The 16,623-nt window shown below is 50.5% G+C and carries 13 protein-coding genes and 1 pseudogene; 5 read left to right on the forward strand and 9 right to left on the reverse strand.

What is annotated here, in order from left to right:
- Positions 1 to 1,244 precede the first annotated feature (1,244 nt).
- Positions 1,245 to 2,114: a ParA family protein gene (locus LIW51_RS24745; protein WP_227378994.1), complete on the forward strand. Its 870-nt coding sequence runs from the start codon at positions 1,245 to 1,247 to the stop codon at positions 2,112 to 2,114.
- Complete coding sequence (locus tag LIW51_RS24750; protein WP_227378803.1) at positions 2,114 to 2,527, forward strand: DUF7970 domain-containing protein; 414 nt, start codon at positions 2,114 to 2,116, stop codon at positions 2,525 to 2,527. The genes LIW51_RS24745 and LIW51_RS24750 overlap by 1 nt, the downstream gene beginning before the upstream one ends.
- A 196-nt stretch (positions 2,528 to 2,723) precedes the next feature.
- On the opposite strand, the gene LIW51_RS24755 is transcribed toward LIW51_RS24750, so the two are convergent.
- Positions 2,724 to 3,128 carry a putative sulfate exporter family transporter gene (locus LIW51_RS24755; RefSeq protein WP_227378804.1) on the reverse strand — a complete coding sequence of 135 codons (405 nt, stop codon included), beginning with the start codon at positions 3,126 to 3,128 and terminating at the stop codon, positions 2,724 to 2,726.
- 709 nt (positions 3,129 to 3,837) lie between these two features.
- Here LIW51_RS24755 and LIW51_RS24760 point away from each other — a divergent pair.
- On the forward strand, positions 3,838 to 4,611 hold the full coding sequence (locus LIW51_RS24760) for an IclR family transcriptional regulator (protein WP_227378805.1): 774 nt from the start codon (positions 3,838 to 3,840) through the stop codon (positions 4,609 to 4,611).
- 119 nt (positions 4,612 to 4,730) lie between these two features.
- On the opposite strand, the gene LIW51_RS24765 is transcribed toward LIW51_RS24760, so the two are convergent.
- From LIW51_RS24765 to LIW51_RS24800, 8 genes and pseudogenes are all read right to left on the reverse strand, one after another.
- Positions 4,731 to 5,543, reverse strand: a complete 813-nt coding sequence (locus tag LIW51_RS24765) for an ABC transporter permease (RefSeq protein WP_227378806.1) — start codon at positions 5,541 to 5,543, stop codon at positions 4,731 to 4,733.
- Entirely contained in the window at positions 5,536 to 6,450 is a 915-nt protein-coding gene (locus tag LIW51_RS24770; protein ID WP_227378807.1) for an ABC transporter permease, read from the reverse strand. The genes LIW51_RS24765 and LIW51_RS24770 overlap by 8 nt, the downstream gene beginning before the upstream one ends.
- A 2-nt stretch (positions 6,451 to 6,452) precedes the next feature.
- Positions 6,453 to 7,583, reverse strand: a complete 1,131-nt coding sequence (locus LIW51_RS24775) for an ABC transporter ATP-binding protein (protein ID WP_227378808.1) — start codon at positions 7,581 to 7,583, stop codon at positions 6,453 to 6,455.
- Positions 7,584 to 8,388: 805 nt separating this feature from the next.
- Positions 8,389 to 9,894, reverse strand: a complete 1,506-nt coding sequence (locus LIW51_RS24780) for an aldehyde dehydrogenase family protein (RefSeq protein ID WP_227378809.1) — start codon at positions 9,892 to 9,894, stop codon at positions 8,389 to 8,391.
- A gap of 45 nt (positions 9,895 to 9,939) precedes the next feature.
- On the reverse strand, positions 9,940 to 11,109 hold the full coding sequence (locus LIW51_RS24785; protein WP_227378810.1) for an ABC transporter substrate-binding protein: 1,170 nt from the start codon (positions 11,107 to 11,109) through the stop codon (positions 9,940 to 9,942).
- Between the two features lie 599 nt (positions 11,110 to 11,708).
- Entirely contained in the window at positions 11,709 to 12,071 is a 363-nt protein-coding gene (locus LIW51_RS24790) for a Rieske (2Fe-2S) protein (protein WP_227378811.1), read from the reverse strand.
- Between the two features lie 52 nt (positions 12,072 to 12,123).
- Positions 12,124 to 13,200: an amidohydrolase family protein gene (locus LIW51_RS24795; RefSeq protein ID WP_227378812.1), complete on the reverse strand. Its 1,077-nt coding sequence runs from the start codon at positions 13,198 to 13,200 to the stop codon at positions 12,124 to 12,126.
- 683 nt (positions 13,201 to 13,883) lie between these two features.
- Positions 13,884 to 15,192: pseudogene (locus tag LIW51_RS24800) on the reverse strand (archaea-specific SMC-related protein).
- A 120-nt stretch (positions 15,193 to 15,312) separates the two neighbouring features.
- On the opposite strand from LIW51_RS24800, the gene LIW51_RS24805 reads away from it, so the two are divergent.
- Both LIW51_RS24805 and LIW51_RS24810 read left to right on the forward strand, forming a co-directional pair.
- Entirely contained in the window at positions 15,313 to 15,519 is a 207-nt protein-coding gene (locus tag LIW51_RS24805; protein WP_227378813.1) for a hypothetical protein, read from the forward strand.
- Positions 15,520 to 15,687: 168 nt separating this feature from the next.
- Entirely contained in the window at positions 15,688 to 16,584 is an 897-nt protein-coding gene (locus LIW51_RS24810) for an NAD-dependent epimerase/dehydratase family protein (protein ID WP_227378814.1), read from the forward strand.
- Positions 16,585 to 16,623 lie beyond the last annotated feature (39 nt).

Below are 16,623 nucleotides of genomic sequence, written 5' to 3' on the forward strand. Positions count from 1 at the left end.
GATGGTGGGTTCCAAGAACGAATGATACGAATCGACCGTTTTGGCTCTCTGGCGGCAGTTCGGTCTTGAGATACCCGAAATCGCAATCAACGCGGGTCAAATCACGACCTATCACCACTGACTTCTCTCGTGGTTCTTAACTGTCCCAATGGATCGTGACTCCGATTAGAACACCGTGGATGACCGAATTTCGCGGGGTAGAGCGCGTTCCAACCGGTGTTGCTACCCGTTCCAGACTGAAAATATAGCGGAAAAGAGAAACACAGCAATCAGGGCGCCTACCGCCTGTCCTACCCGTCTTGGATATCTCACCTCCCTCCTCTACTGTAAACGTGAAGGGTCCCGCGAGAATGTCCATTAATAATATTGATGGTTTGTTCTATACATCTGTTGTCTGAGAGTATGAGAGCGAGTACCCATCAGACGAGTACGGAAAAGCAGATGGCTGTCACGCACATGTAACTCAGCGATATTTCACCCCCAGAGCACCTCATAAACTGCCTCGGGGTCACGTCACGAGGCACTTGACATGTTCAGCCGATAGAAGAGCGTACGGGACCAAGACTCGGCGTGCTTACAGATGGTGGTTTGAAGATTGACGCTCACAATCGAGCATCGATAGGGCTGAACTTGTGCAGCTTTGTCGTCAAGCACCTCGTGCATCTGGCAGTTACCAACAACTTGGCAATAGTAAAAATATTACTAGAGTCGCAACATCGCCGTCACGTGTTATTTCAAATTCATGAAGTGTGTACGAGCAGACTCTACACGCATTGTGGAATGGCTATTGTAGTTAGTCTGGTTGAAGTAGCTATTGCAGTTCAGCCACCCATTCTTACTAGAAACCCACTCTCAATGTCTCAGCAGCTGATTGATATCGAGTGGTCTTTTCGAATTGACACAGTCCGAATACGATAGCTACAATAGGTAGCTTACCTACCTTAGCTATTGCACCTATTCTACTATTCTTTCTCGGCTATATATTTCTGCTCCAGTAGGTGGCTTTCATACTAGCTCTTAGATTCTTCACTTTTACCTCTGCTGGCTGCAATAGGTGGCTCAAGTGCAGTAGCTAAGGTAGCTAAGCCACCTATTGTAGCTCAACCATCTACTTGCGGCACATTTATGCCTAATTAACGAGACGGTTATCTCAACCGCCGAGATGAGCGAATACGACACAATAGGTGGCTGTTGCAAACGAGGCACCTATTGCAAAACAGGCGCTGCGGCGGTCAGGTCAAACAATGGTAACAAACGTAGACACTCCACGTGCCGTGAGCGTGGTAATTTTGAAAGGCGGCGTCGGCAAATCAACAATTTCGGTGAATCTTGCACGACAACTCACCGAACGTGGCCGAGTCTTGTTTGCAGACCTTGATCCAAACGGTCACGCAACCAACGGCCTTGGATTCGGTGACGTTTACAGAGGCGATAAGAACCTTGGTGATGTCATTCTTGACCAGGGAGACGCGACGGCTGCTGATTTGATTCAAGAGACCGAATTCGAGTTCAACCTCCTTCCATCATCGAACACGCTCGAAGATGTCGAAAAAGACCTTGCAGGTGCGCTTCAGGGGTCTGCACGGGTGAAAACAAAAATCGTCGACCCGCTCCTTGGGGATCGATACGATTACATCGTGTTTGACTGCCCAGCCTACCCTGGAATGCTCAACAACAACGCGTTGGTTGCGTCTGGCAACGTCCTGATCCCCCTTGAGCCTGGTTCCAGCTCTATTGGTGGCTATAAACGAACGATGGAGCGGCTCATCACGCCCTCACAAGAATACATCGATATCGACGTGCTCGCACTCATCCCAAACAAACTTCGCGAGCGGATCGACCAACAAACCGAAGACCGCGAACTTCTCGAAAATCTGAACACGGCAGGCACGACAGAAGGAAAAATCCCGAATTTTGCACGAATCACGGCAGAACAGTTCAATGCAATCGACAACGGAGAGCTGCAACCACCGAAACCCGGTATCCGATACAGTGCAGCACTGTCAAAATCGCTGAAAGAACACCAACCACTGCTGGACTATGATCCTGAAAATAGCCAGCTCGAGAACTTCGAGGAACTGGCGTCGATCGTCGCAAACGGTGGTGTTGAGTGATGACTGACGCGAATCCATTCGACGATTTGAGCGACGTCGAAAACGACGATGCAGGGCAGGGGACATCCGAGGCCGCACATGAACCCTCCTCGAAACCGGCAGCTAATTCGACACAATCAGAGGAAACATCGCCAAGTGAGACAATACCGTCACCGGAATCGTCCCAAACCAAGTCAACCACGGGCATATCTGGCCCACCGTTCGAATATTCGGAGGTACGTCAACGTCCATTATACGCTCGGGGAGACACCTGGGACGAATTTGAAGATGCAGTTGGGATTTCAGTTGTCCCAGAACTGCGGCGGCAAGGCATCCGAGACGAAGAAAAGCGTGAAATTCACGATGCTGTCCTCACGCTTGCGGTAGAAGAACCTGAGCGCCTCGTCGAGATTATTGCTGAGCGACGGCAATAACCGTGCCAATCTTGCTGTTTACGGTGAGCGTGGTTACCCCTGAGTAGTTCCATAAAACGTCCGCAGTAGGGTCTCGCTGGCGCAGACGACAAAATCTCCGTTCCCGACAGCACCGACCCGACCTATTCCACTACCCATTGACTTAACAGAAGCAGACTAGCTACCACTTCCAGTGTAAATCCTCCGTTTAGAGGTTTTATGTGTTTGATGACAGAATCCACGGTTTCATAAACCGTATCATGTTATATTCAATTCGAAATCTAACGTGCCGCGTAGTTCGGAGGATATATTCTGCGTCGGCTGGTTCATACGATCTCCAGATGACAATTTTCCACCTCTTGGCGTCGTTCTTGCTGGCAGCTGCAGCGTACGCGATGCGTGTATCATCAGCGTGGATACTCTCGGAGGTGGCGACGACGGCCGAAACCCCACAGATTCCCGAACCTATGGCGAGCAGCGACCCCGTCTCTTCGTGAATCGAGAAGACAAAATATGAAAGAAATTCGGCAATAATAATAGTTGATACGACGGTGATTATGACAAGGAGGAGTATCGTCGGCCCGGCAGCGACCACACAATAGAACACCACGCTTGCACCCATGAGAACGATTCCAGTCTCGAGTCAGAATTTGTGAGTTTCGACACCTGGACAAGCCCAGTCCGGAACCCCGTACGTATTGCCGATAGCGAAACCGAGAGTAATTGTGACGATAAGGTAGTTCACAGTTGGGATAGTTGATGCGGTGAGACGCGCAACAAGTCCGATCATGAGAAGAAAGAGAAGCCCAGGGATGAGCGTTCGATTCATCGTTTACCAAGGAATAGGGACACCGAAGAGGACGATGAGAAGCAGGAAAAAGCTAAGGTAAATAGCTTTCCAGCCATTTTCAAGGTTCATCCACATCTGAAATACGTATTCCAGTATGTGAGCGTTGTCCAGCATTGTAGTAGTTAGTCAGAAGGGGAACAACATACGGATTTAGTTGCCGTACGACAATATAGTCTACGACGACTGATATCGCCTTTCTGTAAGCGACAGTTAGTCAGTCTTACTAGCTAGGGAATAAAAGATGAGAAGGGCGACACGGGAGCGTCATCTGCAAGTAACGGTTTTATTTGAGCGATCCACTTTGGAAACAAGCGCTTTGGATCTGCTGAGGCAAGTTCGCAAGCGGAATGGTCGCACGTACCCTCACTACTGGTCTGAGTTAGTGGTTACCTACGATAGGGCTCTGGAAGTAGTAACGGTCAAGAGACCTCATTCTTAAACGGGGAAGGTATTTTATACTACGATTGCAATTTAGTAACTCATGGTGATGCAGGCGAATAACCCTGTCAAAGCCCTCTATACAATGGAAGAGATAATTGAAACGCTCGAAGAACACAAAGCTGTCGGGGTCACAGAACTCGCAGAAATTGTTGAGCGGCCACAAAGCGTAGTTCACAACCACCTTGCGACGCTCCGGGAACTTGAGTACGTCATCAAGGAGGAATCGAAGTACAAGCTTGGGCTTAAGTTCCTGCAACGAGGGGAGATCGTCCGTAAGCGTTTGCCACTTTACGCAAAGGGGGCACCAGCTGTCAGAAAGCTGGCAAAAGAGACCAAAGAGTTGATAACACTCATCGTGGAGGAGCACGGAAGGGGTGTCTACCTCGATGTCGCTCAGGACAACGCGGATATTCAATATCCAGCGATTCCGGGAACACGAATTAGGCTGCATTGTTCGGCGACCGGCAAGGCGATTATGGCGTATATGTCCGAAGATAAGGTCGAGGAGATTATCAACCGACATGGATTGCCGGCCCAGACTGATAAAACCATAACAACAAGGGATGAATTATACGAGGAACTCGACGCAATTCGTGAACGAGGTTACGCTTACGACCGTCAGGAGTTTCGCGAGGGAATGCGCTCCATCGGTGCACCAATTCTCGACGAGAGCAACAACATCCTCGGTGGACTGAGCATCGCCGGGCCGACACACCGGTTCGCGGGCGACCGACTTGAAACCGAGCTCCCAAAGAAACTTTTGCAATCGGTGAACGTCATCGAACTCAACTACAACGAACCGAATATCCAGTGAAATCATGGCGTAGGGATCTCTTCGCTGCTCACGCGCGAGCTTCCGCACGTCACAATGGGAGATATCAGCAGATATACCAGCTGACAGAGACCGATGACAGAAGAGCCGTTAGAAAGGAATCAAAGCTGTTTGGCCAGCCGTTCTAGACCGATGGCGAGTGCAGCAGGCACTACTAAGAGCATGGCCACGACAATGAGTAACGTCGAAACGACGCTGATGGTTGGGTCGAGCTCGTTCCTGAGACCGATCCACGCCAACACCGGAATGGTACGGGTGTCCTGTCCTGACAGGAACAGCGCCATGACGAATTCCTGGAGGCTAATGATAAATGCGATGAGTGCCGATGCAAAGATTCCGTTTTTCACATTCGGGAGAATGACCTCAGCGAATGACCGAATGGGACCGGCACCAAGATCGTTGGCTGCGTCCTTCAGTTGCCAGTCGAACTGGGCGAGCACTGCCTGCATAATGAAGAACACCAGCGGGGTCGCCCACAGCGAGTGTGCAATGATGATTGCAAAGTACGAGCGATGGAGACCAAATTCGCTGAGGTAAGTCAGGAGGATGACTGCGATAACTACTGCTGGCAGGAGGAGCGGAAGTAAGGCGATGGGGACGAAGTATTGCAGCGACTTCGATTCGACGCCTTTCAGACCAAATGCAGCAGTTACGCCCAAGAACGTCGACAGCACCGCCGTTCCCGAGGATGTAATTAGGCTGTTCACGACTGCTCCCTTCCACGACGGGTTTGAGAGAAACTGGTTGTACCAAACCAACGAGAATCCACGCGGCGGGAAGACCAGCTGTCCCGTTGAGCCAAACGAGGTGCCGATAACCACTAATAACGGAAGCACCATCAGGAACGCGAGCAGTCCGTATGCAGCACGGAATGCGAATATTTCTATGCGTTCGCGTACGTATGCATTAAACATGCATTTCGTCACCTCCCCAGTGATTTAGGGCTGTGAACATGAGTAGGACTGATATCAAGACGAAAATAAGTAGAATTATCGAAAGTGCACTGGCGACCGGCCAGTTGAACTGCTGAAGCATCAGTCGTTCGACCTCAATGGCGAATGTTGTCTCACTGGCCGACCCCAGGAGAGCAGGCGAAGCATACGCGCCAACGCCCCAGGCAAAGGTTACTACCGTGGCTACAGAGATCCCCGGCAGTGTCTGTGGCAGCACCACCTCGAAGAACGAGCGTGGTCGGCTCGCCCCAAGGTCGCGGGCCGCCTGAACCGTCTGCCACTCAATGGTCGACATTACACTGTAGATGGCCAACGTCGCGTAGGGGAGCGCAGTGTAAACTTGGCCGACGACCGTCCCCAAGAAATTATTCATAAGTATCATTGTTTGCTCGATGACGCCAGTCCTCATCAGGAGGCTGTTGAACGGTCCAATAGGGGACAATAACAGTAACCACGCATAGAGCTTGACGACGAGCGTCGTCAACAGGGGCAGGATGACCGTGAACAGCAGGACGGTCTTTAACATCCCATTAGCTCTCCAGACAGCATAGGATAGCAACACCGCAAGCATGAGCGTTACGACGGTCACCACGACGGTGAACTTCACCGTGAATATTAATAGTCCGATGGTAAGATCCGAGGTAAGTACTTGAACGTAACTACGGATAGACCATGTCCCCGCAGCGTATGCACCAGCACCAGTAGGTGAGTAGAGACTGATACGGAAAAGGTAAAGCAATGGTACAATGAAAAAGATTATCTCGAAAACAATGAGTGGAACCATCAGTAACTTTGCCCGTGAGGAGCCACGCTGGAGCCACTTTCCAAGTTGACTGAGGAGAGAACCTTGTTGGAATTTCATGCTCATACTTACTTCTCGAAGGCAGTAAACTGGGTTTCCTCACCGTCGAAGGCAACTAACCGTTCGGGATCCCATTGGATAACAACGTCCTGCTGTTCTTCAATTTCGTTGTCTGGATCGTACTGTTGCTCGATAAACATCTTCCGCGAACCGGTGTCGATGTACAGCCGCGTCATTGAACCACGGTAGATTACATTATCGACCTGCCCACCTACTGCACATCGTGCATCACCGCCGTCGGCCTTGATATCATGGATTTTGGATTGCCGGATCTGCATGTTTTCTGGCCGCAAGGAGATGGACACCGATTCACCTCTGCCTGGGGCTGCCTTTCGGTTCTTGACGGGGATGTCTACGTGGCATCCAAGATCCGTCTCGGCGACGACCCCATCTGAGGTCGTCTCGACGACTTTTCCCTCAAGAAAGTTAGTGTCGCCGAGGAACTCCTCAACGAACTGGTTTTTAGGATTATTGTACACATCCGGCGGTGCCCCTACTTGAATAAGTTCACCGTTGTTCATGATGCAGATACGATCAGCTAGCGTGAACGCCTCGCTCTGGTCGTGAGTGACGTGAACCATCGTCTGATCCAGTTCCTTGTGAATTTCTTTAAGCTCGATCTGCATCTCCTCTTTTAACCGCTTGTCCAGATTCGATAGCGGTTCGTCGAGTAGCAGTACGTGGGGTTCAATTATGAGTGAACGCGCCAGTGCAACTCGCTGTTGTTGGCCGCCACTGAGTTTCTTAGGTTTCTGATCCTCATACCCATCGAGTTGGACCATTTCGAGAGTCTCCCGCGCGCGTTCCTTTCGCTCGGTTTTATCAATACCATCCATCTTCAGCCCAAATGCGACGTTTTCTAGTATCGTCTTGTGAGGAAACAACGCCCAATCCTGAAAGACGATGGAGCAGTCGCGCTCGTAGGGTGGCTGCTGCGTGACCTCTTGGCCCGCAATGTGAATGTCACCCTCTGTCGGTCGCTCGAGACCACCGATTATTCGCATAGTCGTCGATTTTCCACATCCGCTTGGGCCGAGCACACACAGTAATTCTCCCTCCTTCACCTCAAGGGACAAATCGTCGACAGCATTGAATCTCCCGTACCTTTTCGTTACGTCTTCGAGTTCGATTGCACTCATGGCGAATCAACCACCCAACGTGAGCAACGCATCTGTACAGTCGGACAGGTCTGTGAGTGTGTGAAAACCACACATAGAACAATATGATTCATCTAACATTATATAAATTTCCATAATATTCTTGAAAAGTCTGCGGAAACATCTTCCGACTACGACAACGAGGGGTCAAAATATATTGTCTTATATTTTGACTGCACTAGTTGAGTGCAGATTCAATGAGATCGATAAATACCGTCGATGAAAGTTGATAGATTGTGTTCCCAGAGTTCGTCCGTCGGCGGGCGGTCGTCTCAACGCACCTACCATCGACATGGATCTCCCACTGAGAAGGGTAGCGTGGCTGTTTTGACCGGAATGTGATGGAACACCCATGTTTATCCTCCAGCTGCTTTACGACGTTATGTGTGAAAACGCCGTCGGAGAACTTGGGCGGTTTGTAACCCGGCAATCCCATCTCTTCACGAAGTCGCTCATTTTTCTCCCACCACTCAGGTCGCTCAGTCGACTGGGGTGTAGTCTCTTCGGACACCACACTCCAAATACCGGTTTTAATGTACTTATCTATGACGCTGTGGCTACACCCAGAAAAAGCGCCTGTCCGAGGCGAAAAGTCAAGAGAAATTAGGATAGAAAGGGTCAGTGTGAGTAGTGCGGACAGAATATGAAAGTGAGTAGTCGCCTAACGCCAACAGTATTGAGGGGGGAGGGAAGAAGCTTTCTCGGTAACTTACCGTTTAACCTCTACAGAGTAGGCATCGAACCTCAAATAGACAATTTAATTACAGAAAAATCCACGTGATCACGGTCAGTGCGTTGGGTTCTCAAGATTCATATAGACGCTCTTAGTTTGTAAATAATGGTTAAGGGATTCTTCGCCGAGATCATTGCCAATACCTGACTCATTGAAGCCGCCATAGGGTGCCTCGGGGAGGATAGGACCATAGTCGTTAACATAGACAATCCCGGCTTCAAGATCTGCGGCTGCGCGGTGGGCGAGCGAGATATCTTCGGTTCCGATACCGGCCGATAGACCGAATCTAGTATCGTTTGCTAGGTCGATACCTTCTTCGTAGCTACCAAACGTCTGGATAGTCTGAACTGGACCAAATATCTCCTCACAAGCGATACGCATGTCATTATCCACGTCGGTGAACACGGTCGGTTCGATATACCATCCGTGTTCAAGTGATTCAGCGGGCGTCCCACCACCATAAACAAGGTTCGAACCCTCTTGCTTTCCAAGAGAAATGTACTTCTGGACGGACTCGTACTGGTCGGCAGTGGTCAACGGCCCCATTGTCGTGTCCTCGTCAAGAGGGTCTCCACAAGTATACTCCTCGGCGGCCGCGAGGAAAGCGTCGAGAAACTCCTCGTAGATGTCCTTGTGGACGATGGTTCTTGAGAATGCATCGCAAATTTCCCCTGAACTGTAGTAGATACCGTCGGCAATGGCCTGTCCGACTTTCGAGAGATTGGCGTCGGGAAAGACCAAGAATGGTGACTTACTACCGAGTTCCAAGGTTACTGGTGCAATGTGATTCGCGGCACTTTGCATGACAAGTTCGCCGACCTTGCGACTGCCAGTGAACGATACCTTCTGAACGCCTCCGTGGCCGGTTAGCGCATTCCCTACATCACTTCCTATCCCAGGAACGACGTTGACGACTCCATCTGGGAAGATATCTGTCGACAGTTGCGCGGCGCGGATCGCTGTCAGCGGTGCATCCTGCGCTGGCTTCAGAACCGATGTGTTACCGGCTGCAAGAGCAGGCCCGAGCTTCCAGGTCAACGACCAAATAGGAAAGTTCCATGGGATTATCTGCCCAACCACGCCGAACGGTTCTTTGCGAGTATAGGCATGGAGATCCTCACCGGCGGCGATTTGATCGCCTTTGATGGTTCGACAGAGCGAGGCATAGTAGTCCAGGGTATCGAACGCTGCCTGAACTTCTCCGCGAGCCTGTTTGATGGGTTTGCCGGTGTCAAGGCACTCTAGTCGGGTTAGTTCGTCTTCGTGATCTCGTAACTCGTTAACCCACTTACGAAGCATCGTCACCCGCTCAGCGGGCAGAGTCGCCGCCCACTCACGGTCGTAGGCGTCCCTGGCCGCCTTGACCGCAGCATCGACGTCATCACTGTCACAGACGGGAATCGCCGTGATTGGACGAGTCACCGCCGGGTCAATGGTCTCGATAGTCACGTCCTGGTCAGGGAAATACTGCTCCCCGTCTATCCAAGGAGTGAACTTTGTATCGGTCGTTACCTCCGTAATTGCGTCTTCATGCGCGGTTAGGATGTCTGAATTATCCATGTATCTATTGGTTTGAGGGGAAATCAGCTGACTGTGGCGATACCGTCATGATCGTTTGAGCTTTTCGAATTTTCTACTAAACGTATCGGAGTAATCCGAGAGGTATTCATAGTCAGGGAAGTGGAAATCTTTGTACTCCTGGTTGGTTGAGGGGAAGCCAGCCTCCTGTGCGGCCTGAGAGTGCTCGGCGTTCTTATTAGCGAGTAGCTGATGGCTAGTCTTGCCCCACTTGTTCTGAACGTCCGTCCGGAGCATGAAGTTGAGGAAGTGTTCGGCCATCTCGCGTTTATCTGTGCCACGAACGACGCCATAATGGTCGTAGTATCCCGTTGTCGTCTCCGGGAGCGTAACCGATATCCAGTCGTTATCGGCCTTACGTCCCATCGAGACGCCAAAATATGTCTGGGCAGCGTTGGCGATGCGCAGTTGCATCTGCTGCCATCGTTCAGCACCCGTGCTGTAGAATGAGGTTGTGTTAAAATCTTTTACCCTTTTGAACGGCACCTTGTGGTGCTGTTTATTGTAAATCTCTTCAACCCCTGGCATTTGGTCGGCGACGATAGCAGCGATGTGTATCGTGTACGCGTAGAAGCCGCCGTCCATTGTCAAGCGTGTGTCATTGTCAATGAGGGTTTGCCAGTCGTTAATGTCGTAGTTGATTTTCTGGTTGTTATACATTACAGCGACGGGAGCACCGTCGAACGGGGCTCCATACTTCGTCGACCGAAGATTCTTGATGTAGGGATACACCTTTTTCAGATTCGGTATGTTTTCCTTTCGAATTTTGAGGAAGAGGTCCTCTGCTTGCGCCTGATTATACATCTGTCCCTCTGTGACTGCGATGTCGTAAGGCGGATCGTCCTCAGGAGCGCTTTTGATTTTTGAAATAATCGCACTCCACCCGGGCACGAGCTTAACAGTCGTACCAGTTTCCTCCTCGTACATCCGTTTGATAGTATTCTTGAAATAGGTATGGTATTGGCCACTCCAGACAGCCACCTTAAGTGACTGGTCAGTCGTTGTGCCAGAACTACCACCGCTACTGCCACCTCCATCGCCACTGGATTCGCCTGAACAGCCAGCGAGTAGCGAAGCGGACGCTCCTGCCATCGAAAGCAGGAATGTCCGCCGCTTTTGGATGTTGTGCTCCCTATCATCGGAGCCCGAGGATGTCGTCTCGCCGTCGGACTCACTCTGTGAGGTATGTCCACTCATACCGTAACTGTATATGAATCAATATTCTCATATAAGTCTTTTGCGGCATAGGATACAACTAAGAATTTCGCCATCTCTTACCGACATTCTAGCTATCCGTCTGTCTAGTCAGTACATCGATTCAATAAGCGTCATCATCAGGGATCCTGTAATGTTGATCACATAAAGTGTTTCCACATAGAACAACGAGTACCGGCTGTACCCTTAGAATGTAAATTAACTTACCACCAGTGGATGGAAGTCATTCAATAGTGGAGGGAAAACAATTTTTCCAAATTCGTCCTCGTGAGTAGATGACTGTTAGCCAGGGTAAAGATGAGAAGACGCCGTCAACTTCGACGATGGCCCAATCTCGGTATTACGACTTTGCTATCCTCTTTTACTTGATGAGAGTTATAATGTTCTCGTTGAAGGAGTAGGAGCGTCAGACCTCTTTGGAGTTGAATTGATTGGGACAGTCTTAAATACCCAGTTTTAAGAAACAATTAGGCCGTAAATTGCGTTGGTGATGACGCTCACAGACCTTTATAGCAAGTACTTCATACCGAATCTCGAAGAGTGGTTAGGCCATATTCAGTGGTTAGACCACTAGTCGTAAGTCAGACACTAACAACGATGTCCTCACCGTCGACTCGAACTGGATGAGAGGGAAGTTGTGCATTCGAAGTTAATGATTCACCGTTTGTGACGTTATACTCCCACCCGTGCCAAGGACAGCTCAGAATCTTGTCTTCACTACACCACTCCATGCATACTTTGAGATTTTCCTGGTCGTATTCGGCGGTCCAGGTACCGGTCAAGGTACCTTCACAGACCGGGCCAGCTTGGTGGGCACACCAATTCGTGTATGCCTTGTACTCACCGTCGACGTTGAAAACAGCGATTTCGCGTCCTTCGATTTCGACCAGCATTCGCTCACCTTTGTTCAGTTCGTCTGCTCGTGCGACCACATGTTCTTTCATGGTTCACTCTAGTAGTTGCTTCATCCTCACGTGAGTAGGTCGTCTGTCCGTTTCACAAGTCAAGTTGGAAGGCCTCTACAGGGGTATCATATAGAACTTTCCGACGATCCTCCTCTGTGAAATAGTGTTGTAAGTACTTGTCGAGCTCATCGAGTGCATCGAAGTCCCAATGAGGGTAGTCGGTGGCGAACATGATGTTGTCTGTACCCATGATTTCGAGCATCCTCGCCATGTCTTCAGAGTCGTTCGGTTCACCGAGAGGCTGGTTGGCGAAGTAGAACGACTCACGGATGTACTCCTCTGGTGTCTGCTGCAGCAATGGCACCTCGCTCCGACGCATGTGATATATCTTATTCATCCGGTGCATCATGTAAGGAACCCAGCCGAGGCCTGCTTCGAGAAAGACCCAATTGAGATCCGGGAACTTCTCCGGCGCACCTTCAGCAATAATACTCGTCAGTGTCATCATTTGCTGCCAGGTATGGGCGACGCTATGAACCTCGAAGAATTTGTTGAAACCCCGGTTCTGCATCGGGAAGTCAAACATGAACTCCTCGGCGTTACCGTGGAACGCAATTGGAAGGCCGTTGTCCTCAGCAGCCTGGTAGATAGGATCGTACTTTGAATCCCCTAGAGGTGGATGCTCACCGCTTGACCCGACATACAGGCCAACGACTTGATCTTCTTGACCCATCTTATCGATTTCCTCTGCAGCTTCATGGGGCTTCTGAGTTGCGACGGCAGCCAGACCTAGAAAATCGTGATCGTCTATGTACTTGTCCAACAGAAGCCGATTATACGCCCGCATAAGCTCCATTGCCAGGTCCGGCTGAGAGAACTTCCCTAGTGGTTCGAAGGTATTGATGATCGGATAGTCGATGTCGAATTCTCGCTGAAACTGGGAGATATCCTCAGCGTCAGTAAATTTTGAGAAGTTGTCCTTGATCTTGCCGCCCATCCGCTGATCCCAACTACTCGATGGGAAAATAGGGTGTGGAGAGTCAGTGATACTGGAAGCATACGGTTCGTCCATGTACTGTGCAACCTCCTCTTCGGGCACGGTCATATGGACATCGGTATCCACTACGGTCGTCTCTGCCAGAGTCGAATTGGTGGCTTTTTGTGCCATACACTTCCTCACTTCTGGGTCGTTCATAATAAACCTTGTTCGTAATTGCCCACTATCATGCCCGGTGTTTCTCGATTTCGGTTCTTTATCGCGGAATTCCTATTCTTAACACCGAATGCAATACAAAGCCGCTCTTTCGAGAGATTAACAAGGAAGAGAGGGAAAATGATTCTGCCATTTCAGGCGGCCGTGTATTCACTATTACGAAATAACTGTTGAAATCGTTGATTGGGAACTACAGACGCCTAGCTGCTTGTATTAGGCTCTTTAACCGCAATCCATCTCATCTCAATCGGCAAAGTGATCAAAACAAGGAGTGTGACTGTCTCTCAACCGATTTCACTCTGTTTCCATTTTCTCCTGATATTCTATAATTCGGAATCGCTCCTTTGATGTCCCCCCTCTTTCCATTACACTCATAGAGATGTAATCGAACGTCTGAACCAATTATGAAACCGAGGAGGCCGATGGTGAACGCATACAGCGGAATGAGGTAGCGCCAGACCTGACCTAGCGTCTAACTGCTATGCCTCCCTACCGATCTTGACTGGTTCGATGTCGTCAAGTGTGGCTTCGAGTTCCGCAATGTTCTGTTCGTTGTTAGTGACCCCCGTTCTCGATAGTGAGTCTCTCTTTCGACCCCATCGTCGTCCCTCTCCCTAGAACGCTGGAAGGTACATTGCTTAGACGATACGCAATAGCATGACTGTTACGAACGTCTTGAAATAGTCGATGAGCGTGGCAATCCGGTTGAAATCAATCACTTCGAACGAATCGAGTAGGATAAACGGTACTTTTTTATGGACATCGTAGATGAGATAACCGGCAAGTGCGAAGATAAGACTGGTAACTTCCCGCTCACTCTTACTGAGATGGTCGATCGTATCCTCGTAGGTTGCCCTCGATTCAGCGCTACGGACAACGTGCAAGTTGAAGATGGTTTTCGTAACTTTCCATCGTCCCTCCCGGACGTCTGTTTTTCGACCTCTGTTCCACACGTCCAATAAACGACTACCTCCGTGTCATCGACGAGTTGGTCGGTGATAGAATCACTCGACGATGATGCCACTTCGTCTGCCTAGAGTGCCTCACGCAGTTCCGGGCTCGTTCCCTCCAGCATCTCGTCGTTGAACTGGATGATCGTCTGGAGTTCGGACATCGTCGATTCTAACCATTGTTTTCGCTCATGGCGCTGCTGGATTTGTTCTTCAAGGGCGCCTTTTCCTCGTCCGGTGTAGCAGGTGGGTCGGTATCCTTCGCTTCGAGTTCGGTCGCTTCGTGTTCGAGTGCCTCGATACTCTCTTCTTCTGTCGAAATCCTAAAACGGATATCTTCGAGGCGAGAGCGAGTGTCGCTTAGTTCGTCGAGTTTCGTCTCAAATTCGGCCTTTTCCGACTTCGTCTCACCGATATCGGCATCCGCGTCTTCAAATTCAGCTTCTTTCTCCGCCAGTTCAGCCTGCTTCTCCTCGATATCGGTTTCTAACCGCGTCCGTTCTTCTTCGAGGCCGAGCAGTTGCTGTTTGATCGAGTTGAACTCGGCGAGTTCGTCGTCAAGCTGGCGCTTCTCGGTTTCTAACTGCTCAATCTCGGCCTGAATCGCGTCCGTATCGACAGGCAGCATGATGAGGTCGCGGAGATCGTCGCCACGGGCGACTGCACGACGGGCTTCGTTCGATTCGAGCAGGAACGCGAAGAGATCCGCGAGTTCGGGATCGGCGAGACACGGATCGCCACTCATCGTGACAGCTTCATTCTGGCGTGTGAGCGTTCGTGTGTAGGTATTGTCACCCATCATCAGTTCGACCATCCCTTCGTCGGCAGAACCTTTCAGCGATGACTAGTCGCTGCCAAGCGCCACCATAATCGCTTGGAGGAGGGACGTTCGATTTGTCGCGTTGCGACCGGTGAGAGCTGTCACTCCCGGGGAAAGGGTGGCTTTCGTCTCGTCGTTGCCACCGATGTTCCGGGCGGTCAGGTCAACCTCAGCCAAGTCTTTCTATGCTAATTCCATACGCAATCGTTGTCCTCCTCCAGTATAAAAGGTTCATCTTCAGGGATGTGCCATTACAGGCCCATCTCTGTAATAGATGGCGAAAATTTCGAAGCTAAAATGGTGACACAGACCGTTGAGTTAGCTCACAATGGGAGGAAAGTCACAATCACCGTTTTGAAGGAGTCCATCAATAGCGGAGGAGTGGCCGCGCGTATTCCATACAATGCGGACATCGACAATCAGTTGAAAGCAAGCCAAGGTGAACTTGGTTCCGACTATATTGAATTCGAACTTGCAGATTATTACGAGCTATATTTCCGCTGAGCCAGTCGAGCGTTACAATCCTGTGAGTGTTATGGTCACGAACAAACCGTCGACGTCCGTTTCAATAATAATGGACTATCTAGCGCCGATGGTGAGGGTTTCCAAGTGTCAATGGCTTCTCACCCATGAAAAGGACTAAATACTATCCTGCTCGATTTGCCGCCATCGATGGCAGCCCAAAAAGTCCTAGTGACGGGTCCGTTCGGCGAGGCAGGAGAAGCGATCCTCAACTACTTAGCCGACAAGGAACAGTACAACTTCACGTATCTCAACCGGAGCGATCATCCGGACTATGAGACGCACGTTGCAGATATCGCTGATTACGAAGCAATGCGACCGGCTTTTGAGGGGCAGGACGCTGTAATCCATCTTGCCGCACAGTCGGATGCAGGCGCGGATTTCGAAGATATCATCGAACCGAACATCGTAGGGACGTACAATGTCCTTAAAGCAATGAAAGAAGCCGGCGTTGAGAAACTCATATACGCGTCCTCGCAGCGTGTAATGGGACTGTACGAGGAGGAACAGGCGCCAGAGCTCTACGGGGAGGACTATCCAAGCGAGTATGACCCGCTCCGGCTTACTCATGAGACACTTCCGAAGCCCGACGGCTACTATGGTGCGTCGAAGATGTTCGGCGAGCATATCTGCCGGGTACACGCCCGTCGTGACGGTGCCCCTGAGCAGGTGTACTCCCTCCGGATTTCGAGTGTTAGAACCGAGAAGTACGACCATCCCTACGGTGACGCTGAACGCGGCGTTGACCGGGGCGAGGAATATAAAGTGGATGATGATGAGGTCTGGGATCAGTCTCAGACAGGCTCATGGGAGCGCGGCAGTGAGGAGTACGAGGAGATGGTAAGTCGGCTCAAGGCGTCGTGGACATCCCAGCGCGATTTCGCGCATCTGCTAGAATGCTGTCTAGAGGATCAGGACGTTACCTATGATACGTTCTATGCGGTCAGCGGAAACGACGCCCGATGGTTCGGCATTGAGCACACGAAGGCCATGCTCGGTTATAAACCGCAAGACAACGGCTCCGAGTGGGACAGCCCTCCAAAGTGACCGCCAAGTGCCAGGCAAGGGCTACCATGCTTAATTGTC

The sequence above is a fragment of the Haladaptatus halobius genome, from assembly GCF_020618475.1.
In the GTDB taxonomy this organism is placed as follows: Archaea; Halobacteriota; Halobacteria; order Halobacteriales; family Haladaptataceae; genus Haladaptatus; species Haladaptatus halobius.

Coding starts and splice junctions, on each gene's coding strand:
- LIW51_RS24750 (WP_227378803.1), top strand. CDS start 2,114: ATGACTGACGCGAATCCATTCGACGATTTGAGCGACGTCGAAAACGAC.
- LIW51_RS24805 (WP_227378813.1), top strand. CDS start 15,313: ATGGTGACACAGACCGTTGAGTTAGCTCACAATGGGAGGAAAGTCACA.
- LIW51_RS24760 (WP_227378805.1), top strand. CDS start 3,838: ATGGTGATGCAGGCGAATAACCCTGTCAAAGCCCTCTATACAATGGAA.
- LIW51_RS24770 (WP_227378807.1), bottom strand. CDS start 6,450: ATGAGCATGAAATTCCAACAAGGTTCTCTCCTCAGTCAACTTGGAAAG.
- LIW51_RS24745 (WP_227378994.1), top strand. CDS start 1,245: ATGGTAACAAACGTAGACACTCCACGTGCCGTGAGCGTGGTAATTTTG.
- LIW51_RS24755 (WP_227378804.1), bottom strand. CDS start 3,128: ATGGGTGCAAGCGTGGTGTTCTATTGTGTGGTCGCTGCCGGGCCGACG.
- LIW51_RS24810 (WP_227378814.1), top strand. CDS start 15,688: ATGGCAGCCCAAAAAGTCCTAGTGACGGGTCCGTTCGGCGAGGCAGGA.
- LIW51_RS24775 (WP_227378808.1), bottom strand. CDS start 7,583: ATGAGTGCAATCGAACTCGAAGACGTAACGAAAAGGTACGGGAGATTC.
- LIW51_RS24780 (WP_227378809.1), bottom strand. CDS start 9,894: ATGGATAATTCAGACATCCTAACCGCGCATGAAGACGCAATTACGGAG.
- LIW51_RS24795 (WP_227378812.1), bottom strand. CDS start 13,200: ATGGCACAAAAAGCCACCAATTCGACTCTGGCAGAGACGACCGTAGTG.
- LIW51_RS24785 (WP_227378810.1), bottom strand. CDS start 11,109: ATGAGTGGACATACCTCACAGAGTGAGTCCGACGGCGAGACGACATCC.
- LIW51_RS24790 (WP_227378811.1), bottom strand. CDS start 12,071: ATGAAAGAACATGTGGTCGCACGAGCAGACGAACTGAACAAAGGTGAG.
- LIW51_RS24765 (WP_227378806.1), bottom strand. CDS start 5,543: ATGTTTAATGCATACGTACGCGAACGCATAGAAATATTCGCATTCCGT.